Here is a 17793-nt window from a genome sequence, read left to right on the forward strand (position 1 = left end):
ATCAGGCTTTCTCCTGCAAAAGGGCCGTCAATGCAGGCATGTTGGGCTGTTGCGCGCCGCGCTGATCGTCTGCTGTGCTCTTTCCGAAGATGTTGCCAAGATGATCCTTGGCCCAAACGCCCAAGCCCTGCGGTATCGCCAGCACGACAGCAAGCAGAATGCCGCCGTAGAAGAATGCGGTATAGCGCTGCATCGAAGCGAACACATCGGGGATCACTGCCAACAACAGAGTGCCAACCATTGGACCGATGATCGATCCGCGTCCGCCAATGATGATCGCCGTGAAGAACATTAACGAGACATCGAAGTTGAAGGCTTCGGGTGTGATGTGGCTTTGAGCCCGAGCGAAAAGTCCGCCTGCAACGCCCGCACAAAAGCCGGAGAAGAGGAACACCGTGAGCTTTGTCCGGAAGATCGATACCGCAACACTCTGCGCCGCCACTTCGCTATCGCGAATGGAAATCATCGCGCGGCCCCACATGCTGCGTGCCAGATTCCAGGTCATGGCCGTTACCACTGTGGCGATGCCAAGTGCCAGCCAATATTCCCCAATCGTCCGTTTGAAGGGAGCTGGAAAGGCTGGAACCGCAAGCCCCACGGTGCCACCGGTAAGACCGGAGAAGCCGAGCGCCAGTTCCACCATGATAAGCGCAAAGGCAATCGTGGCGAGCGCGAAATAGAAGCCCGGAAGTCTCAGCGATGGCAGGCAAAGAAGCCCCGCAGCAAGCGCCGTAACACCACCGGAAGCAATCAGCGCCGCATAGGGGTGGAGCCCCAGCTTGCCGGCGAGAATTGCGAATGCATAACCGCCAATCGACAGAAGACCGACATGGCCAATGGACATCAGTCCGACATAACCCACAAGCAGGTTCAGACCGGCCACGATGATCCAGTAGATCAGCACCATTTCTCCGATCCGGAGCAGATAGCGATCACTGGTGAGAAAGGGGAAGGCAACGGCAAGGCCGATACCAATGAGGGCAAAGAGAAGGCCCTGATGCGATTTCACGTTCATACCTGGCGTACCCGCTTCTTGCCGAACAATCCCGAAGGGATGAAGGTCAGGAGGATGACAAGCGTCCCGACGGCGATGGTTTGCTGGAACTCCGAGCCGAAGACATAAGCGACGCAGGTGGTGACCACGCCGAAAATGATGCCGCCTGCCACCGCGCCGATGTTGGAGCCGATACCGCCAATCGCAAGTGCAATGAAGCCATTCAGCGTCAGCGACAATCCAAGTGCGAAATAAGCGTAAGTGAGCTGCCCCGTCATGAACCCGGCCAGAGCGCCGAGCGCACCCGCAATGGCATAGGAAAGCGAGCGCATGCGGATCGCCGAAATGCCACGGGCGCTGACAGCAAATGTATCGTCGGAAAGCGCCACGAAGATTTTGCCGATAGTCGTCTTGCGATAGAAAAGCGCAAGCCCGCCCGCCATGACGAAGGCCGTCACAATCGGCAACCAGTATTTCTGGTCCAGTACGCCTGCATAGTCTTGTGGAATGAGCCGAGGGAACGGTCTCGGCTCGGTTCCCCACCAAAGCGCCATGCCTTGCTGGACAATGGTTGCAACGGCAAGCGTCGAGAGAATCCAGAGATGATCATCACCTCCATTCATCGTGCGACGAATGGCAACCAGTTCTGTCAGCCAGCCAAAGATCAGGCCGACAAGCAGAACCAGTGGTAGTGAAGCCCAGATCGGCCAACCAAGATCGCCCAACGTCCAGGCGCCGACAATGCCGCCAACCATGGCGAACTGTCCGGCACCCATGCTGAGCACCTTCGAGGTCGAGTACATCACGTTGTAGCTTAGCGCCACCGTGGCGTAGAGGCATCCCAGAGCAAGCCCCGAGATCAGAACGAGAAACATGGTTTAGTCCTCTTGGTGACGGGCTCCGCACAACATGCGGGAGTCCGTCCGCAATCAATCAGGCCAGCGTGAAGCCGCCGTTCTGGAACGAAGAAATCGTAAAGAGCGCATATTCTTCCATCGAAAGTCCTTCACGGCGTCCCGAGCCGAAACCGACTTTACCAAACAGCGTGTCCGTCGTTCCCATGGTTTCGAGCGCCTCGATCACAGCATCTGTCTCAACGCTACCGGCTTTTTCGGCGGCTGCGGCCCAGAGCTTGGTGGAAGCGTAGCCAAGAAGTATCCAGGTAATGCCGTTTTTGAGCTGTGGCCCGACAATCGGTGCCTGCTCGGCAAGCAGTGCTTCAATGCCAGCTGCAAACTTGCCAGCGCCATCCACCGCAAGGTGGCGGAAGCCGACGCCGACAGCGCCGTCGAGATATTCCTTCTTCACCAGATCGGTGATCTGGGCGTTCAGCGAAATCGGGGCGCAAATCGCAGGGATGCCCCACTTCTGCTCGCCGCGCGCCGTCAAAACGCGCGCCATGAAGGATGACGAAGCTGACCACACCAGAAGTACATCTGCACCGCTGTCGCGCGCCTTGATGACATCGTCACCCAGATCAACCTTGTTGGCGTCAAGCGTGCCGACACAAACCGGCTCGATGTTGCGTGCCTTCATCTTTTCAAGAGCGAGATCACGGCAGAGCACGCCATAAGACAGATTGTCGACGAAAAGCGCGATTTTCTGCTTCTTATAGTGGTCGACGGCGAAATTGATACCCGCTTCGATCTGCTGTCCGGCTGATCCGCCAACGCGGAAGATCGTCGGATAGGCTTCCGGGTCGATCACATGATCGATCAGGGCCGTCGGCATGTTGATTGTGTTGGCTTCCGCAATGAAGTCGCGGATCGGCATCGCTTCGCCGGACGTGTTCGGCCCAAAGAGCACATTCACCTTTTCCGAGAACAGAAGTTCCTGCACGAAGTTTACAGCCTTGCCCGGATCGGCAACCGTATCGCGAGCGACAAGCTGCAACGGACGGCCAAGCACACCGCCTTTGCCGTTCAGTTCAGCAATTGCTGCCTTGTGGCCTGCATCCTGCGCCAGCGCACCCGTCGAATACGGACCGGAAAGTGCGGCAAACCAGCCGATTTTCAACGGATCACCTGCGGCGGCGCGGGCAGCAGACTGAAAACCCGGCAACAGCCCAGCGGCCATAAGCCCGGCGCTCGACAGCAACAGGTTGCGACGATTGATCGGCATGATTATCTCCCATAAAAACTCTCGGCGGGTTTGGGATATTGAAACTTCAACTTCAACCCATTTTCGACTAGAGTTCACCTGTCGAACGCAATCTCCCGCGCCGCCGAGCGTAAGTGCCCATGGAACCGACCAACAAACGAAATTTTGCCCCTGTCCGCGCTCTGGAGCGCGGTCTGGCCCTGCTTCAAGACCTGTCACTCTACAAAGGCGCGCATCCGCAGCAGATTGCGCGGCGGCTCGACTTGCCGCGTCCGACCGTGGTTCGGCTTCTGGAAACGCTTGAAGGACTGGGATTCGTCGAACGCAGCCCTTCAGACGGCAGCTGGTATCCGACGCTTTATGTGCGCTCGCTTTCCGACGGATATAATGATGAGGCGTGGGTGCGCGAATGCGCAGCACCCGAGATCGAACGGCTTGGCAAGCAGATCTTGTGGCCGGTCGACCTGCACACATTACAAAACGACATGATGCTGGTGCGAGAGTCCACCCACCGCACCAGCCCCTTTTCAATCCAGCATGGGCTGGTCGGAACGAGATTACCCATTCTTCACACGTCATCCGGTCGCGCCTATCTGGCATTCTGCCCGGATGAAGAACGAGAGGCCATTCTGGACCGGCTTGCGCAGAATCCGGCCAATCAGGCGGCGCTTGCTGGCGATCGTCGCCATATCTCACAGCAGATTGCCACCACCCGGCAGCAAGGATATGGTCTGCGTTGTGGCGAACTGATCCGCGCAACCAACAGCCTGTCCGTACCCGTACATGCCAAAGGCCGGGTGCAGGCCGTGGTGACCGTCGTCTGGTTTGTATCCGCGCTTCCTGTTGCCGAAGGTATCCGCCGTTTCCTCGAACCTGCGCGAGAATGCGCAGCGCGCATCGCCCACAAATGCGAAGCCTTTCCCGATATGACAATGCGTTATCAGCGCGAAAGCATAGAAGCTGCGGATTAGACACTCCGCCTGAAGCACGCCGTTCATCTGGTGAACGCAACCCCAATTCGATCTGGCCTTGCTTCGTTGCCCACACCATAAGGCCAACGAATGCGCGACCCCGGTTGGGCCGCGCTCGACGGATCGAAGGGAGTTACAACGGTGCGACTGGTTTCATTCACGACAGCGGATCAAGGTGCAGGATATGGGTTCATTACGGATGCGGGGCTGCACAAGGCTACCGCCGCGCTAAAGGCTCGATACAGCGATCTCCGGGCTGTTTTGAACGCCGACGCCGTAGCCGAACTGTCTGCAAATGCTGAAGCGCCGGTTCCTTTAACGGATGTCACGCTGGTTTCGCCAATTCCAAACCCGGACAAGATTCTCTGCATCGGCCTGAACTACGCCGCACATATCAAAGAAACCGGTCGCGAAAAGCCAAAATATCCTTCGATCTTCACGCGCTATTCTTCTTCGGTTCTTGGGCATGAGAATGCGCTGCTGCGGCCAGCCGTTTCCAAGGAATTCGACTATGAAGGTGAGCTCGCCGTCATTATCGGCAAAGCCGGCCGCAATATCCGCGCCGCAGATGCCGCTGATTACATTGCCGGTTATTCCTGCTTCAACGATGGCTCAATCCGCGACTTCCAGCGCCATACGACCCAGTTCTGGCCCGGAAAGAGCTTTGATGATACCGGCTCCATGGGACCATGGCTGGTCACGAAAGACGAGCTGCCGAACCCGGAAGAACAGCATCTGCGCACCCGGGTAAACGGTTTGGAAGTCCAGACGACCCCGATTTCCGATCTGGCTTTCTCGATTGGCGAAATCATTGCCTATGTTTCAACGGTGACCAAACTGCTGCCCGGCGACGTTATCGCCACCGGAACGCCTGGCGGTGTCGGCAAATTCCGTGAGCCTCAGCTCTATATGTTTGCGGGTGACCGCGTTGAGGTTGAAATCAGCGGCATTGGCACATTGTCAAATCCAATTGCCGACGCAGCCTGATGCTTACGGCCCCGCCCAAAGCGGGGCTAATCGGAACTTTCGAGGAGGAAAAGGCCATGGCCATCAATGCTCTGGGATATATCGGCGTGCGCTCCGACAAGCTTGATGACTGGGCCGACTTTGCATCCGGTTTGCTTGGCATGCAGAAGATTGACCGCACGGCCGGGCAACTTGCATTCCGGATGGATGACCGCATGCAGCGCTTGATCGTGATGGATGAACCGGGCGAAACACTGGCTTGCATGGGCTGGGAAGTCGCGTTTCAACAAGACCTCGATCACTATGCATCGCGTCTGGAAGCGGTCGGCACCCGCGTTCATCGCGCCAATGCCGCGCTTTGCGATCAGCGATTTTGCGCAGATATGGTATGGTTCGACGATCCGATGGGCAATCGCGTCGAACTGATCTGGCAACCGATGATTGCTTCCGATCTTTTCGTTCCGGGCCGCCCCATATCAGGGTTCAACACCGGGCCGCTCGGCATGGGACATGCAGTGCTGCATGTGAAGGATATCGAGATTATGATGCCCTTCTATCGGGATAATCTGGATTTCCATGTCACGGATTATGGACTGAAGCCCTATGGGCTCTACTTCTTCCATGTGAATGACCGACACCATAGTTTTGCGATGGTGGGGTCAGGTCAACAAGGCTTCCATCATTTTATGGTTGAGTTCAAGAATCTCGACGATGTCGGACAGGGATACGACCTTGCGGGACTTGAAGACGACAGGTTGGCCTATACGCTTGGACGCCATACTAACGACTATATGACATCATTCTATGCAAACACACCTTCCGGCTTCTTCGTAGAGAATGGTTGGGGTGGACGGCAGATAGAGCCTGCAAATTGGCAACCGCATGAGACAACAGACGGCCCTTCTTTCTGGGGGCATGAGCGTCTCTACCTGACAGAAGAAGGTGGTCGAAAGCGGCTGCGCGACATGCGGCTCGACGCTGCCGCTCGCGGCATTCGCGCACCGGCAGTGGCTGACTGTCCCTGGCTTTTTGAAGCCATCAAAAATGAGCGGTCTTAGAGCTGTACCGACATGCCAAGCGGCGGTCACTAGTTGATACGAGCACCGCTGGACGGGTCGAAGAGATGCACGCGGTCCTGCGCGATAGTCAGACCAACCACATCACCGACTGCGAGCGGCATCTCACTGTCAACCACAGCCATCACTTTGTCGGAACCTGCTTCAAGCACGACATGCGTTTGAGCCCCGGTTGGTTCAATAAGGCGCACTTTCGCTGGAATGCCACCGTCACGTCGCACTTCCAGATGTTCAGGACGTAATCCCAGCGTAACCTTGCCGGTTCTACCAATCTTGCTGTTGGGCATATCCAGTTTTGCACCATTTTCCAGAAGGATTGTTACGCCCGCCGAACCCTGCTCGACGGTCGCGTCAAGGAAGTTCATGGACGGCGAGCCTATGAAGCCCGCGACGAAGACATTGGCGGGCTTTGTGTAGAGTTCCATGGGCGTTCCCTGTTGTTCGATCCGCCCTTTGTTCAACACCACCACTCTATCCGCCAGTGTCATCGCTTCAATCTGGTCATGCGTGACATAGATCGACGTGATCTTTACCTTCTGGTGTAGTTCCTTGATCTCGGCGCGCATCAGAACGCGCAATTTTGCATCCAGATTGGAAAGCGGCTCGTCAAACAGGAAAACAGAAGGTTTTCGCACAATGGCGCGCCCCATTGCGACACGCTGGCGCTGACCTCCGGACAATTGGTGCGGTTTGCGGTCCAATAGAGCAGTCAGATCCAGCATGCGAGCAGCTTCATTCACCCGATCCCGTATTTCGGCTTTCGGTCGGCCCGCAAGCTGAAGATTGAACGCGATGTTGTCGAACACAGACATATGCGGATAAAGCGCATAGTTCTGGAAAACCATGGCAACATCACGCTCGCTGGGATTAGCGCGGTTTACATTCCTGTCGCCAATATGCAGATCACCAGAGGTTATCTGTTCAAGACCGGCAATCATGCGAAGCAATGTTGACTTGCCGCACCCTGAAGGTCCGACAAGCGCAACAAACGCGGCATCAGCAATCGACAGATCTATACCCGGAATGACTTCCACATTGCCATAGATCTTGTGAATTGAACGAAGCTCAACCGATGCCATAGGCTCACCCTTTCTGCCGATTGACCGATGATAACTGTCGGCCAGCGACAAGAACCGCGAGGTCGGGCCTATCAGTCGTCAGCTGGCCGATTGGCTTGTTCAACCAATACTCGAGCTCGGTTTCCGTGTTAGGCACCCAGCATCCCAGCCTTGGCGTCCCAACCTCTGCCACACATTGGTCCAATACGATCTCGAGCAAGCTCTTCTCGAAAGCCAGAACCGTCGCAACATCGTTGCCGCGCTTGAGCACCTTTTCAAATCCACCGAAGAACTCCGCCGAGCGCCGGTCTATCGACATCAGCAATTGCTGGTCAGGAAACTTCATACGGACATCTTCCAGAACTTCCGGCACGAAGCAGGTAAGGAAGACGCGATCGAGCATATTGCGCTCTTGAGCAAGCGCGATGATCTTTTCGGGCATACCGGGATAAGGTCTCCCGCGCTCATCTATCTTGATCTCCAGCTCTAGCTCCAGCTTGGTGGGAGCGAAGATATCCAGAACGGCCGCCAGAGTGGGCACGGTTTGACCGCGACTGTCATTCAGGAGGACTTTTCCAAGCGCCTCTGCACTTTGCGCCTGAACCGGCCCCTGACCATTCGTGGTGCGATCAAGCAATGGGTCATGGATCACAACCGGTACACCATCAGAGCTCAAATGAACATCAAGCTCCACCGCGTCGACATCCAAGGCGAGCAGGTTTTGAAATCCGGCTATGCTGTTTTCAGCCCACAGATTGCGCCCGCCACGATGACCAATGATCTTCACCATTTTCATATTCTCCAATTATCTTGCTATTTGCCGCTGTCGACGAGGCCCTTCACGAACCATCGCTGCATAATGAGGATCACCAGCACTGGTGGAAGCATGGTCCAAAGCGAGGCATTCATCAGAAGATGCCATGTCGGAAGACCGTCCGACTGCGGCATGACCTGTTTCAAACCCACAACGGCCGTTGCCATATTGGGGTCGGTCGTCATCAACAAAGGCCACAGATACTGGTTCCAGCCCATCAGGAAGAGAATAATCGACAACGCCACAATGTTCGACCGCGATAGCGGTAGCAGAATGCGAAAGAAGAATTGCATCGGCTTGGCGCCGTCAATGCGCGCTGCTTCACACAGATCGTCCGGAATTGTCAGAAAGAACTGTCTGAACAAAAATGTGGCCGTCGCGGAAGCGATGATCGGCAGGATTAGTCCGGGATAGGTGTTCACCATGTTCCAGTTCAACTCTACCGAAACACCGAGCCACGCAAAAATGATGTTCAACGGCAGCGCCATATTGGCTGCGGATTCATAGGTTGGAACAATGCGGACCTCGATTGGCAGCATCATCGATATGAATATCAGCCAGAAAGCGGTCATTCGGAACGGAAAGCGAAAGTAAGTGACCGCAAAGGCGGCGAGCACTGACAGAGCCAGTTTTCCAACCGTAATGCCAAGAGCCACGATAAATGTGTTCAGCAAAAGCTGTCCGAAATGAATCGTTGTCAGAACTTCGCGCGAATTGACCAGAAACTGATCGCCCGGCAGCCAACTCATCGGCACTTTCAACACGTCCTGCTGGCTCAACGAACCCGTGACCACCACGAAATAAAGCGGCAGACAAACGAGAACGATCCCGATTATGAGAACCGCATGGCAAATTGCATCGAGGATCGGTGTTCTTTCATGCATGAGTTACACCGCATAATTGACGCGCCGCTCGACGAGGCGGAACTGCGCGAATGTGAGGGCGAGAGCGAGTATCATCAATATAACGGATTGAGCAGCTGATGAGCCCATGTCCAGATTGACGAAGCCATCCTGATAGACCTTATAGACGAGGATCGACGTCGCACCTGCGGGGCCGCCACGTGTGGTGGCATCGATAATCGCGAATGTGTCGAACAGGCCGTAGACGAAATTGATGACGACCAGAAAGAACAGTGTGGGCGCGATCATCGGTAGGGAAATTCGCTGAAACCGGCGAAGTGGTCCAGCACCATCAATGGCTGCAGATTCCAGGATCGAACGGGGCACAGCCAACAATGCTGCTACCAGAAAGATATAATTGTAGCAGATGTGCTTCCACGACGCCGCAAGGATGACAAGGATCATCGCATCAGTGGTGTTTTTTGTGGGGTCCCAGCCGATCCCCAGCATATGCAACATCTGTGCGATGGGACCAACACGGGTATTGAACAAAAATGCCAGCATTATACCCGCGACTGCAGGAGCAATTGCGTAAGGAAGCAGCAGGATCGTACGATAAGCGCCACGCGCACGAATGACATGGTTGGTCGCGAAGGCAAACAGCAGCGCGACCGAAAGCGTGATTGCGTTCTGTGCCAGCGTGAACCAGAGCGTCATTTTGGCTGACATCCAATAAGGCGGGCTAGCGAACAATGCCGCAAAGTTGGAAAACCCGACCCATTGCACCGAGCCGCCAAACGGATCGTTGAGCTGAAACGCCTGAATCAGCGCTCGGAATGAGGGAATAAAGAAGAAGAATAGCAGGACGAGCAATTGCGGTGCCAGTAGCAGAACCGGCGTCTTCCATTCCCGAAAATGCGCGCGCTTCAGACCGCTTTCCTGCCGCTCCCCAAATGGGGAGCGCAGTCGGAAAGCACCTCCACCTTGTGCTTTCATTGTATTATTTTCCTGCGTTCAGCTTTTCGAAGCGGCGAAGCACTTCGTTGCCCCGTGTAACAGCGGAATCCAGCGCTTCCCGTGCCGGCTTTTGCCCCAGTGAGGCTGCCATCACTTCTTCCATAATGAAGATATTGGCCTGATTGGAATTACCGAACCGGAAACCAAGCGAATTATCGGAATTCGGCTTGCGCATAAGCTGCTCAATCGCAATGGCCCGGGTCGGGTGCTTGTCGAAGTAGCCTTCGCTTTTCAGCGCCTCGTAAGCTGTCGTCGTAACAGGAACATAGCCGGTGTTTTTGCTCCACCAAACCTGGGTCTCGGGCTTAGCAAGAAAATCAAAGAATGCTGCAGCGCCTTTATATTCATCATCGGAATGGCCCTTCATTGCCCATAAAGCGCCGCCACCGATGACACTGTTATGTGCGGTGCGGTCCTTTTCATGGGGAAGGAAAGTCGCATTCCACGGGAATTTGGCCGAAGCCTCTACGGCGGCATGGGATGCAGTCGATGCAATAATCGTCGAACAGGTGCCTGAAGTGAAAAGCTGGACCGGCTGAATTCCCTGACCCGCGATTTCCATCACTCCACTCGAAACAAGGTCATGCATACGCTCAACTTGACGGGTCAGAGACTTGTTGAAAATAAACTCGGTGTCGATACCGTCAATGCCGTTGCGCTTTGTGCCATAAGGGAAGTCGTTCACGGCAGCATAGTTTTCGAGGAAACTCCATTCATAGTCGCCCGGCAAGACCATTGCGCATTTTGAAACGCCCTTGTCATGGATTGCGTGCAGCTGTTGCGTCAGCTCTTCCCAGTTGTCGGCAGGTTTTTCAAAACCTGCCGCTTTGAAGTGATCCTGATTGTACCAAAGGATCGGCGTTGACGAGTTGAATGGTAAAGCCTGCAGCTTGCCCTTGTCGCTGTAATACGCGGCAACCGGCGCAATCACCGTGCTCCAATCAATAGTATAGCCTTCCTTGGCCATCAAATCGGCGACGGGGATAATCGCCGACGAGTTCAGCATGGTCAGAAATGCACGCTCATTGGTTTGCACGATGACAGGCGCCCGCTTTGCACGATAAGCCGCAATCATCGCATTGATGAGCTCTTCGTAATTGCCCTTGTTTACCGGGACAACCTCATACTCATCCTGAGATTCATTGAACTTCTTGGACAGTTCGCTGACGCGGTCGTTAAGCACGCCTCCCATCGCATGCCAGAATTCGAGCTGCGTTTTGGCCTCTGCTGCCAGCGTAGAGAGCATAGAACAGCCTAGCATCAAAGATGCCACCAGAAGACGCTTCATCGTTTCCTCCCATATCGATCAAGTGCTTTAATAATGAGCATACGCTCCGATATAGGTTTGTCCAGCCAATTTTTATAATCGCGCGAGATTCGGCATAATCACGCTTTAATCGCATTAAGCCGACTATTTTACCGAAGACTTATTGCTCTTCGCAATACGTCATGCTTATCATACGCTCATACATCAATCATTTTCTCACGAGTCGCTCAATGGATATCAATCCCAAAAACTCCGTCCCACTGGCATTCGATCTGGTGATTTTTGACTGTGATGGCGTGCTGGTCGATAGCGAAATCATCAGCTGCGGCGCAGTGGCCGATGTGCTGAGCAGGCATGGCGTACCAACGGAACTCGATCACGCGCTGCGCACGTTTTTGGGGCGTCCGGCATCGGCAGTGACGGATGCATTTACCGAGCAAACCAACAAGCCGCTGCCCGACACCTTTGTCTCAAGCTGGCGAGAGTATCTTTTTGCACGCTTCGAAAAGGAACTGATTGCCGTCGAGGGAATTCGTTCGGCAATTGAAGCGATACCACTGCCCCGCTGCGTTGCATCGTCTAGCGATGAGGAGCGACTTCAGATATCATTGGGGCAGACGGGTCTGCTGCCGCTTTTCGAAGGCAATATCTTCAGTACAACGATGGTGAAGCATGGCAAGCCAGCTCCTGACCTCTTTCTTTATGCGGCCAGACAGATGGGCGTATCGGCCTCGCGATGTGTCGTCATTGAGGACAGCCCAAGCGGCGTGAAAGCAGCCAAGGCTGCAGGCATGACGGCTGTCGGATTTACCGGTGGGAGTCACTATTCCGTACTGGACAATACAGAAACATTGCGTAATGCCGGTGCGGATCACATTTTAAAGCATGCTGCCGATCTACCTTCCTTACTAAGAGAAATTTCCGCCGATGGCCGATAACGACAAGCCCAGACTGGACGATGCCGCAAGAGCGGGCTGGCTTTATTATATTGCCGGCAAGACCCAGGACGAGATCGCCCAGATGCTGGGCGTTTCCCGCCCGACGGCGCAGCGATTTGTTTCGCAATGCCGGTCCGAAGGGCTGATTACATTTCGGATGAACCATCCAATTGCAAACTGCATGGAGCTTGCAGGAAGACTGTCGGAGAAATTCGACCTCGTTTACTGCGACGTCGTCCCCTCGGAAGGTGCGTGGCCGGAAGGCTCGGCGACGGTTCCTGAAGCGGCAGCTGTCTTTATCGAACGGCAATTACGATCCAGAACTGCCATCGTCATGGCGCTTGGCACCGGCCGCACCATGCGCGCCACGGTCCAGCGCGTTTCGCCACTCAACGGCTCTGTTCATCGCCTGGTATCGTTGGTGGGCCATATCGGCATCGACGGATCGGCAAGCCCTTTCGATGCCTTGATCAAGCTATCGGAAACAGTCAGCGCACAGCATTACCCGCTCCTCCTGCCGCTCTATCTTTCGTCAGTGGAAGAAAGGGATGCTTTGCTGGCAATTGAGCCGGTACGACGCGTTCATGAACTGGCGTCAACTGCCGACCTCTGGCTGACAGGCATCAGCGATCTGGCTGCGGATTCACCACTCGCCAAAGAAGGCTTTCTCAGCCGTGATGAGCTTTTTGAACTCAACAGGCTCGGTGGCGTTGGTGAGATTTGCGGCTGGGCATTCGATATCGACGGGAAGATCGTCAATGGCGCGACAAATCTGCGGATTACCAGCGTCGCGCCGCAGATCAATGTCAGCAGACAACGCATATGCGTGGCTTCAGGACAGCGCAAAGTACAGCCGCTGCTGTCGGCGCTTCGAGGCCAGATCATCAATGGCCTCATTACAGACGAAGAGACGGCGATCAAGCTATTGGACTGACTTTCCGGGCTGTATTATAGCGGAGAAATCAGTTCAGTCGCAATTCGGTTTCGGGATCAAAGAGATGGACATTTTCGGGATTGAGCATGACATCGAACTCTTCACCCGGCTGTACTTTGTGGCTTGGCGGTAACGCTGCTACGAGCCGTTGCGAACCGACAGTCCCGGTGACGATCAGTTCTGGGCCGGTGAGTTCTGCGATATCGCATTTCATACGCAGGGCAACACTGTGATCTTTGCGCTCCCGCCCGATTGCTTCTGACCGGACACCCAGCAGGACCCGCTTGCCATGGGTAACATTTGGGAGACTGCTCGCCGGAATGCTGGTTTCTGTGCCATCGATGGTCAAACGATCCCCGTTAAACGTGGCTTCCAGCATATTCATCGGCGGAGCGCCGACAAATGTCGCCACATAAAGGGTCGCAGGACGATTATAAACGTTCTCTGGTGTATCCAATTGCTCGATGCGCCCGTTGCGCATAACCGCAATCCGCGTCGCCAATGTCATCGCTTCGATCTGGTCATGCGTGACATAAACCATTGTGGTCTTCATGAGTTGATGCAGTCGCTTCAACTCGGCACGCATTTCCATGCGCAGTTTGGCATCGAGATTGGACAGCGGTTCATCAAACAGGAACAACTTCGGATGTCGCACCAGTGCGCGCCCGATTGCAACACGTTGACGTTGCCCGCCAGAAAGCTGCGCAGGTTTTCTATCCAGCAGGTTTTCTATCTGTAGAAGGCGCGCCGCCTCTAGGACAGCCTTGTCCCGTTCTGCGGCTGGCACTTTGCGCATTTCGAGACCGAAGCCGATATTGCGCCTTACATTCAGATTTGGGTACAGCGCATAGGACTGGAACACCATCGCCGTGTCCCTGTCCTTGGGATGAACGCCAACGATAGAGCGCTCATCGATGCGAATGTCGCCGCTCGTCGGCTCGGCCAGACCCGCAATAATGTTGAGCAATGTGGACTTGCCGGAGCCAGAAGCGCCAAGCAAAACCAGAAACTCACCACTGGCCAATGACAGATCGATACCCTTGAGGATGTCAGTCGTCCCGAAGCTCTTGCATACATTGCTTATGGTCAGGGTGCTCATGCAAGCGCTCCTTCGATATCCGATTCATATGCCCGCGGGTTGGTCGAGATTGCCCTCGAAGCGCTGCGTGTAGCGGCTCGCAAACTTGCTTCAACCGGCTGCCCCTTGGCGAAAGACGCAAGAAAAGCCGCGTTGAAGACATCGCCCGCACCAATGGTGTCGATAACCGTCACCTGCGGTGCATCCACCGATATAACACTGCCATTACGCTCGACCGCAAAAGCACCATTCGGGCCGCATTTAACGATAAAAAGGGCGCCGTCCGGCATAATCTGAGAAAGGCTTCTTGCAGCCTCTATAGGGTCAGCCGAGTTTCCAAGATTGACTGTCTCAACCTCATTGAACATTGCGAACTTACAGCGTTTCAACCATGAAAGCGCACGACTTCGGTTTCGTTCGGTCCAGCCTTCAACAGGCCAGCCAGTATCAAGTGCCACGTCGATATTGTGATGATCAGTCCAATCGAAAAACTGGTCATAAGCATCGGCCAGTCTGTCAGTCAGAAAGCTTCCGCACAGCAGCGCCAGACCACCAGACAAAGCCTGACCATCAAGTCCCGCCAAAGTATCTTCAATGGAAAAATGCGGCAGATGGCCGAGCGTCGTGAAGAACGTCCGCTCGCCGTCTGGATGCGTCAGACCAACTGACAGAGTAGTCTTGCCTGAAAACACCGCCCATTGACTGGCATGATCACCAAAATGCTCTGCAAGCCAACGCCCAAACTGGTCTGAACCGGTATTGGCAGCCATCTGAAACGGCACATTAAGCGCCATAAGCGTCAGCGCGGAATTCCCCGCCGAACCGCCGACGCGCAACTCATCATGGCTGACAATGTTCTCGGTTCCCGGCTGCGGCCAGGCTGCAGTGGGACCGAGGATCATGTCGACATTGACGTTGCCGATAATTGCGATTGGCCTCACTCACTCGCTCCGTGTGATTTTGGAAGAGCGGACCGGCGTTCCGGCGTTCTCGACACGCATATCGGCGAAAGCCATCATGAGCCGCTGTGCCGCGGGCAGGACCTCAAATATGGCTGCAAGCCCACTCGCTGCGGCAAGGGAAATTGTCACGGCTCCCGGAACAGGCGGTTCGCCAGAAGCGTCGAACACCACCAGTTTCGCACCGGCTTCCGCGACTGAGTGCGCCATTGCTGTCACCAGTGGTGCGGTCGCATCATCAGCTTTGAACAAGACCACGCCAACCTTGGGCGAGAGCATTTCCATCGGGCCGTGACGCAACTGACCGCCTTCCAGGGAATAGCTCGGCACGCGCGAAAGCTCCGTTAACCCAAGAGCGATTGCTTCCGCAACACCCTGAAGACTGCGCCCTGACGTGACAATCGTATCGACGTCGGCAATACAGCCAAGTGCTGCATCGATCGCTACAGTTCGAGGTGATTTCAGTACCTTCAACGCCGAATCCGGATCGTCGCCCAGCGCCGCTAGTATGGCCAGATGCAGAGCAAAGCTGATCGTCAGACTACGAGTTGCGGCAAATGCCAGCTCTCCACCGCCATGGCCCACCAGGCAATCGACTTTTTCGCCGAGAAACGACTGAGCGTCGAGCGTCAGGCCGAATATGTCGGCATTGCCCTTCTTCTCTGCAAACCAGCGCACAACCTCGGCACTCTCGCCAGACTGTGATGTGACCAGAACTGTCTTGCCCTCGATGGGCAAAGGCGCACCAAGCTGCTCGGATAGAGGAATCGCGACCGCATCAATATTATGGGCGCGATATAGCGGCTCCACTACACGGCTGACAGCATGCGAACCGCCCATCCCTAACAGCAACAGTTTGCCAGTCTTACGCAAACTTCCGGCGATCTTTTCGGCAAGTTCACGATTGTTCTGAAAGGAAATCAGCGCATCGCTGAACTGGCGCGCCATCTCCTTATCGATTGCGACAAGTCCTTCTGGACGGGGCTTTTGCGTATTCATTATCATCCTTTCACACCGCCACTGGTCAGGCCGGATATAAGTGCGCGCTGCATCAAAAGGCCGACAATAACCGGAGGCAGCGCAGCCAGAACGCCAGCGGTTGCAATCAGGCCGTAATCGGAAACGCGCCCGCCAGCGAGATCGGCAATGGCAACTGTCAGTGTTCGCGCTCGCTGATCCGACGTGAACAAAAGTGCATAGAAGAACTCATCCCAGCCGAGCAGGAATGCAAACAGGGCCGATGTCGCAACAATTGGCAATGCAAGCGGCAAGGTGATGATGCGCAATGTCTGGAAAAGACTTGCACCATCGATCATGGCCGCCTGTTCAATCTCCTGCGGGATACCATCGAAGCCGGATTTCATCAGCCATGTGGTGAAAGGCGCGAGAATGGTCAGATAAACCAGCGCGAGACCAAACACCGAATTCAGGAGGCCAAGTTTTGCCAAGACCATGTAGAGCGGAACGGCAAGCGCAACCGGGGGCAGCATATAGGTTCCAATGACCAGTGTCAGTGACCACCCGATACGCGACGTTCGCGAAACTGCCCAACCGGCAGGAATTGCAACGAGGATCGCGACCAATGTCGCCATGCCCGCCACTCTCAAACTGTTATACATCGATGCGACGAAGGCCGTGCCAGCACTGTTTGGAACAGCGGACAGCAGAGCCTGGTAGCGTGAGAAATCGACCGTTGTAGGCCACCATTTTAACGGACGCACGGACAAATCCGCCATCGGCGAAATACTCATGACAAAAAGCCAGAACAACGGCGCGAGGATCACGACTGCCAGCAATAGCGCGGCGAAATAAACGAAGAAAGTAGCGATTGGGCTTCGACGTTCCATTACGTTGCCGCTCCCGCCGTTTTACGCACCAGAAGTCCATAGCCCAAAGCCAGAACTGTAACGATCAGCGTCACAATAAGCGCCAGCGATGCGCCCGACCCGGCCCGCTGGAAGGAAAAGGCTTCCTGATACACAAGGATAGAAAGTGTTCGTGTTGAATTGGCCGGACCGCCACGAGTCATAATCCAGATGATATCAAAGACCTTGAATGCCTCAATCGTGCGGAGCACCAAGGCCACCATCAACGGTCCTGCGAGATATGGCAAAATGACAAATCGGAAGCGGTTAAGCGGACCCGCGCCGTCCACAAGCGATGCAGCTGTTATGTCTCGTGGCACCGCTTGCAGCGCGGCCAATGCAATGAGGGCTACCAGCGGGAAATTCTTCCAGCAATCGGCGACAATCAGGGCTGTCATTGCCGCTGAGGGTTCACCGAGCCATGACTGATATTTCGAAATAATGCCGAGCTGGGTCAACAGTGAATTGAGAGCACCATATTCAGGATTGTAGATGAGACGCCAAAGAGTTGCATTGACCACCGTTGGCAGCGCCCATGGCAAAATGAGCAAAGCGCGCAGAATAGTGCGTCCGTAAAACTGCTGGTTCAGCAAAAGGGCGGCCAAAACGCCAAGAACCATTTCGGCCGTGACCGAGATGAGGGAGAACCATGTCGTCGTCCAGAAGGCGCGCTGGAAATTGGTGCTGGACAGCATCTTAACGTAATTGGCGATGCCAACAAATTCGCCGCCAGTGCCAACAAGCTTTGCATCTGTGAATGACAGACGGACCGTTTCAAACATTGGCCAGCCGATCACGCAGATCATGACGGCGAGTAACGGGAGCATCAGCAACCACGCTCGCATTGTCATCCAGTTGCCGGACATTGTTTGCACCTCAGCCTGTATAAAAGAAGGGAGTGGATACGCGCGCAC

General features: G+C 55.1%; 18 protein-coding genes. 5 read left to right on the plus strand and 13 right to left on the minus strand.

Features of this window, described 5'->3' with window-relative positions; translation table 11 throughout:
- Nucleotide 1 precedes the first annotated feature (1 nt).
- Genes QBD01_RS17110 through QBD01_RS17120 form a run of 3 tightly spaced genes read right to left on the minus strand, consistent with a single transcriptional unit; the run spans nucleotide 2 to nucleotide 3115 of the window.
- Nucleotides 2-1015: a branched-chain amino acid ABC transporter permease gene (locus tag QBD01_RS17110; protein ID WP_182521566.1), complete on the minus strand. Its 1014-nt coding sequence runs from the start codon at nucleotides 1013-1015 to the stop codon at nucleotides 2-4.
- Nucleotides 1012-1869, minus strand: a complete 858-nt coding sequence (locus QBD01_RS17115; protein WP_182521567.1) for a branched-chain amino acid ABC transporter permease — start codon at nucleotides 1867-1869, stop codon at nucleotides 1012-1014. The genes QBD01_RS17110 and QBD01_RS17115 overlap by 4 nt, the downstream gene beginning before the upstream one ends.
- Nucleotides 1870-1927: 58 nt before the next feature.
- Nucleotides 1928-3115, minus strand: a complete 1188-nt coding sequence (locus tag QBD01_RS17120) for an ABC transporter substrate-binding protein (protein WP_182521568.1) — start codon at nucleotides 3113-3115, stop codon at nucleotides 1928-1930.
- Nucleotides 3116-3234: 119 nt separating this feature from the next.
- Here QBD01_RS17120 and QBD01_RS17125 point away from each other — a divergent pair, with 119 nt between their 5' ends.
- From QBD01_RS17125 to QBD01_RS17135, 3 genes are all read left to right on the plus strand, one after another.
- On the plus strand, nucleotides 3235-4065 hold the full coding sequence (locus QBD01_RS17125) for an IclR family transcriptional regulator C-terminal domain-containing protein (protein WP_182521569.1): 831 nt from the start codon (nucleotides 3235-3237) through the stop codon (nucleotides 4063-4065).
- 141 nt (nucleotides 4066-4206) lie between these two features.
- Nucleotides 4207-5052 carry a fumarylacetoacetate hydrolase family protein gene (locus tag QBD01_RS17130; protein ID WP_182521618.1) on the plus strand — a complete coding sequence of 282 codons (846 nt, stop codon included), beginning with the start codon at nucleotides 4207-4209 and terminating at the stop codon, nucleotides 5050-5052.
- A gap of 56 nt (nucleotides 5053-5108) precedes the next feature.
- Nucleotides 5109-6089: a VOC family protein gene (locus QBD01_RS17135; RefSeq protein WP_280993814.1), complete on the plus strand. Its 981-nt coding sequence runs from the start codon at nucleotides 5109-5111 to the stop codon at nucleotides 6087-6089.
- A 29-nt stretch (nucleotides 6090-6118) separates the two neighbouring features.
- Here the strand turns inward: QBD01_RS17135 and QBD01_RS17140 are convergent, their stop codons facing one another.
- The 5 genes from QBD01_RS17140 to QBD01_RS17160 are packed head-to-tail and all read right to left on the minus strand — an operon-like array spanning nucleotide 6119 to nucleotide 11126.
- Entirely contained in the window at nucleotides 6119-7186 is a 1068-nt protein-coding gene (locus QBD01_RS17140) for a sn-glycerol-3-phosphate ABC transporter ATP-binding protein UgpC (RefSeq protein WP_280993815.1), read from the minus strand.
- A 4-nt stretch (nucleotides 7187-7190) separates the two neighbouring features.
- A complete protein-coding gene (locus tag QBD01_RS17145) occupies nucleotides 7191-7955 on the minus strand; it encodes a glycerophosphodiester phosphodiesterase family protein (RefSeq protein ID WP_280993816.1) in 765 nt (254 codons plus the stop codon).
- Between the two features lie 23 nt (nucleotides 7956-7978).
- Nucleotides 7979-8863, minus strand: coding sequence for an ABC transporter permease subunit (locus tag QBD01_RS17150; RefSeq protein WP_182521573.1), 885 nt, complete (start codon nucleotides 8861-8863; stop codon nucleotides 7979-7981).
- Between the two features lie 3 nt (nucleotides 8864-8866).
- On the minus strand, nucleotides 8867-9817 hold the full coding sequence (locus tag QBD01_RS17155; RefSeq protein WP_280993817.1) for an ABC transporter permease subunit: 951 nt from the start codon (nucleotides 9815-9817) through the stop codon (nucleotides 8867-8869).
- A gap of 4 nt (nucleotides 9818-9821) precedes the next feature.
- The gene (locus QBD01_RS17160) at nucleotides 9822-11126 is read right to left on the minus strand and encodes an extracellular solute-binding protein (RefSeq protein ID WP_182521575.1); all 1305 of its coding nucleotides are present in this window, start codon (nucleotides 11124-11126) and stop codon (nucleotides 9822-9824) included.
- Between the two features lie 209 nt (nucleotides 11127-11335).
- Here QBD01_RS17160 and QBD01_RS17165 point away from each other — a divergent pair, with 209 nt between their 5' ends.
- Both QBD01_RS17165 and QBD01_RS17170 read left to right on the plus strand, forming a co-directional pair.
- The gene (locus QBD01_RS17165) at nucleotides 11336-12043 is read left to right on the plus strand and encodes an HAD family hydrolase (RefSeq protein WP_280993818.1); all 708 of its coding nucleotides are present in this window, start codon (nucleotides 11336-11338) and stop codon (nucleotides 12041-12043) included.
- The gene (locus tag QBD01_RS17170; RefSeq protein ID WP_280993819.1) at nucleotides 12033-12977 is read left to right on the plus strand and encodes a sugar-binding domain-containing protein; all 945 of its coding nucleotides are present in this window, start codon (nucleotides 12033-12035) and stop codon (nucleotides 12975-12977) included. Before QBD01_RS17165 ends, QBD01_RS17170 begins: the two co-directional genes overlap by 11 nt.
- A gap of 28 nt (nucleotides 12978-13005) precedes the next feature.
- Here QBD01_RS17170 and QBD01_RS17175 read toward each other — a convergent pair whose 3' ends face one another.
- From QBD01_RS17175 to QBD01_RS17195, 5 genes are read right to left on the minus strand one after another with little or no spacing between them, the layout of a single operon-like run.
- Nucleotides 13006-14076, minus strand: coding sequence for an ABC transporter ATP-binding protein (locus tag QBD01_RS17175; protein ID WP_280993820.1), 1071 nt, complete (start codon nucleotides 14074-14076; stop codon nucleotides 13006-13008).
- Nucleotides 14073-14996 carry a carbohydrate kinase family protein gene (locus QBD01_RS17180; protein ID WP_280993821.1) on the minus strand — a complete coding sequence of 308 codons (924 nt, stop codon included), beginning with the start codon at nucleotides 14994-14996 and terminating at the stop codon, nucleotides 14073-14075. The genes QBD01_RS17175 and QBD01_RS17180 overlap by 4 nt, the downstream gene beginning before the upstream one ends.
- Complete coding sequence (locus QBD01_RS17185) at nucleotides 14997-16019, minus strand: SIS domain-containing protein (RefSeq protein ID WP_280993822.1); 1023 nt, start codon at nucleotides 16017-16019, stop codon at nucleotides 14997-14999.
- Nucleotides 16016-16861: a carbohydrate ABC transporter permease gene (locus QBD01_RS17190; protein WP_280993823.1), complete on the minus strand. Its 846-nt coding sequence runs from the start codon at nucleotides 16859-16861 to the stop codon at nucleotides 16016-16018. Before QBD01_RS17190 ends, QBD01_RS17185 begins: the two co-directional genes overlap by 4 nt.
- Entirely contained in the window at nucleotides 16861-17745 is an 885-nt protein-coding gene (locus tag QBD01_RS17195) for a sugar ABC transporter permease (RefSeq protein WP_280993824.1), read from the minus strand. Before QBD01_RS17195 ends, QBD01_RS17190 begins: the two co-directional genes overlap by 1 nt.
- Nucleotides 17746-17793 lie beyond the last annotated feature (48 nt).

The organism is Ochrobactrum sp. 19YEA23, assembly GCF_029909865.1.
GTDB classification, from domain to species: Bacteria; Pseudomonadota; Alphaproteobacteria; order Rhizobiales; family Rhizobiaceae; genus Brucella; species Brucella gambitense.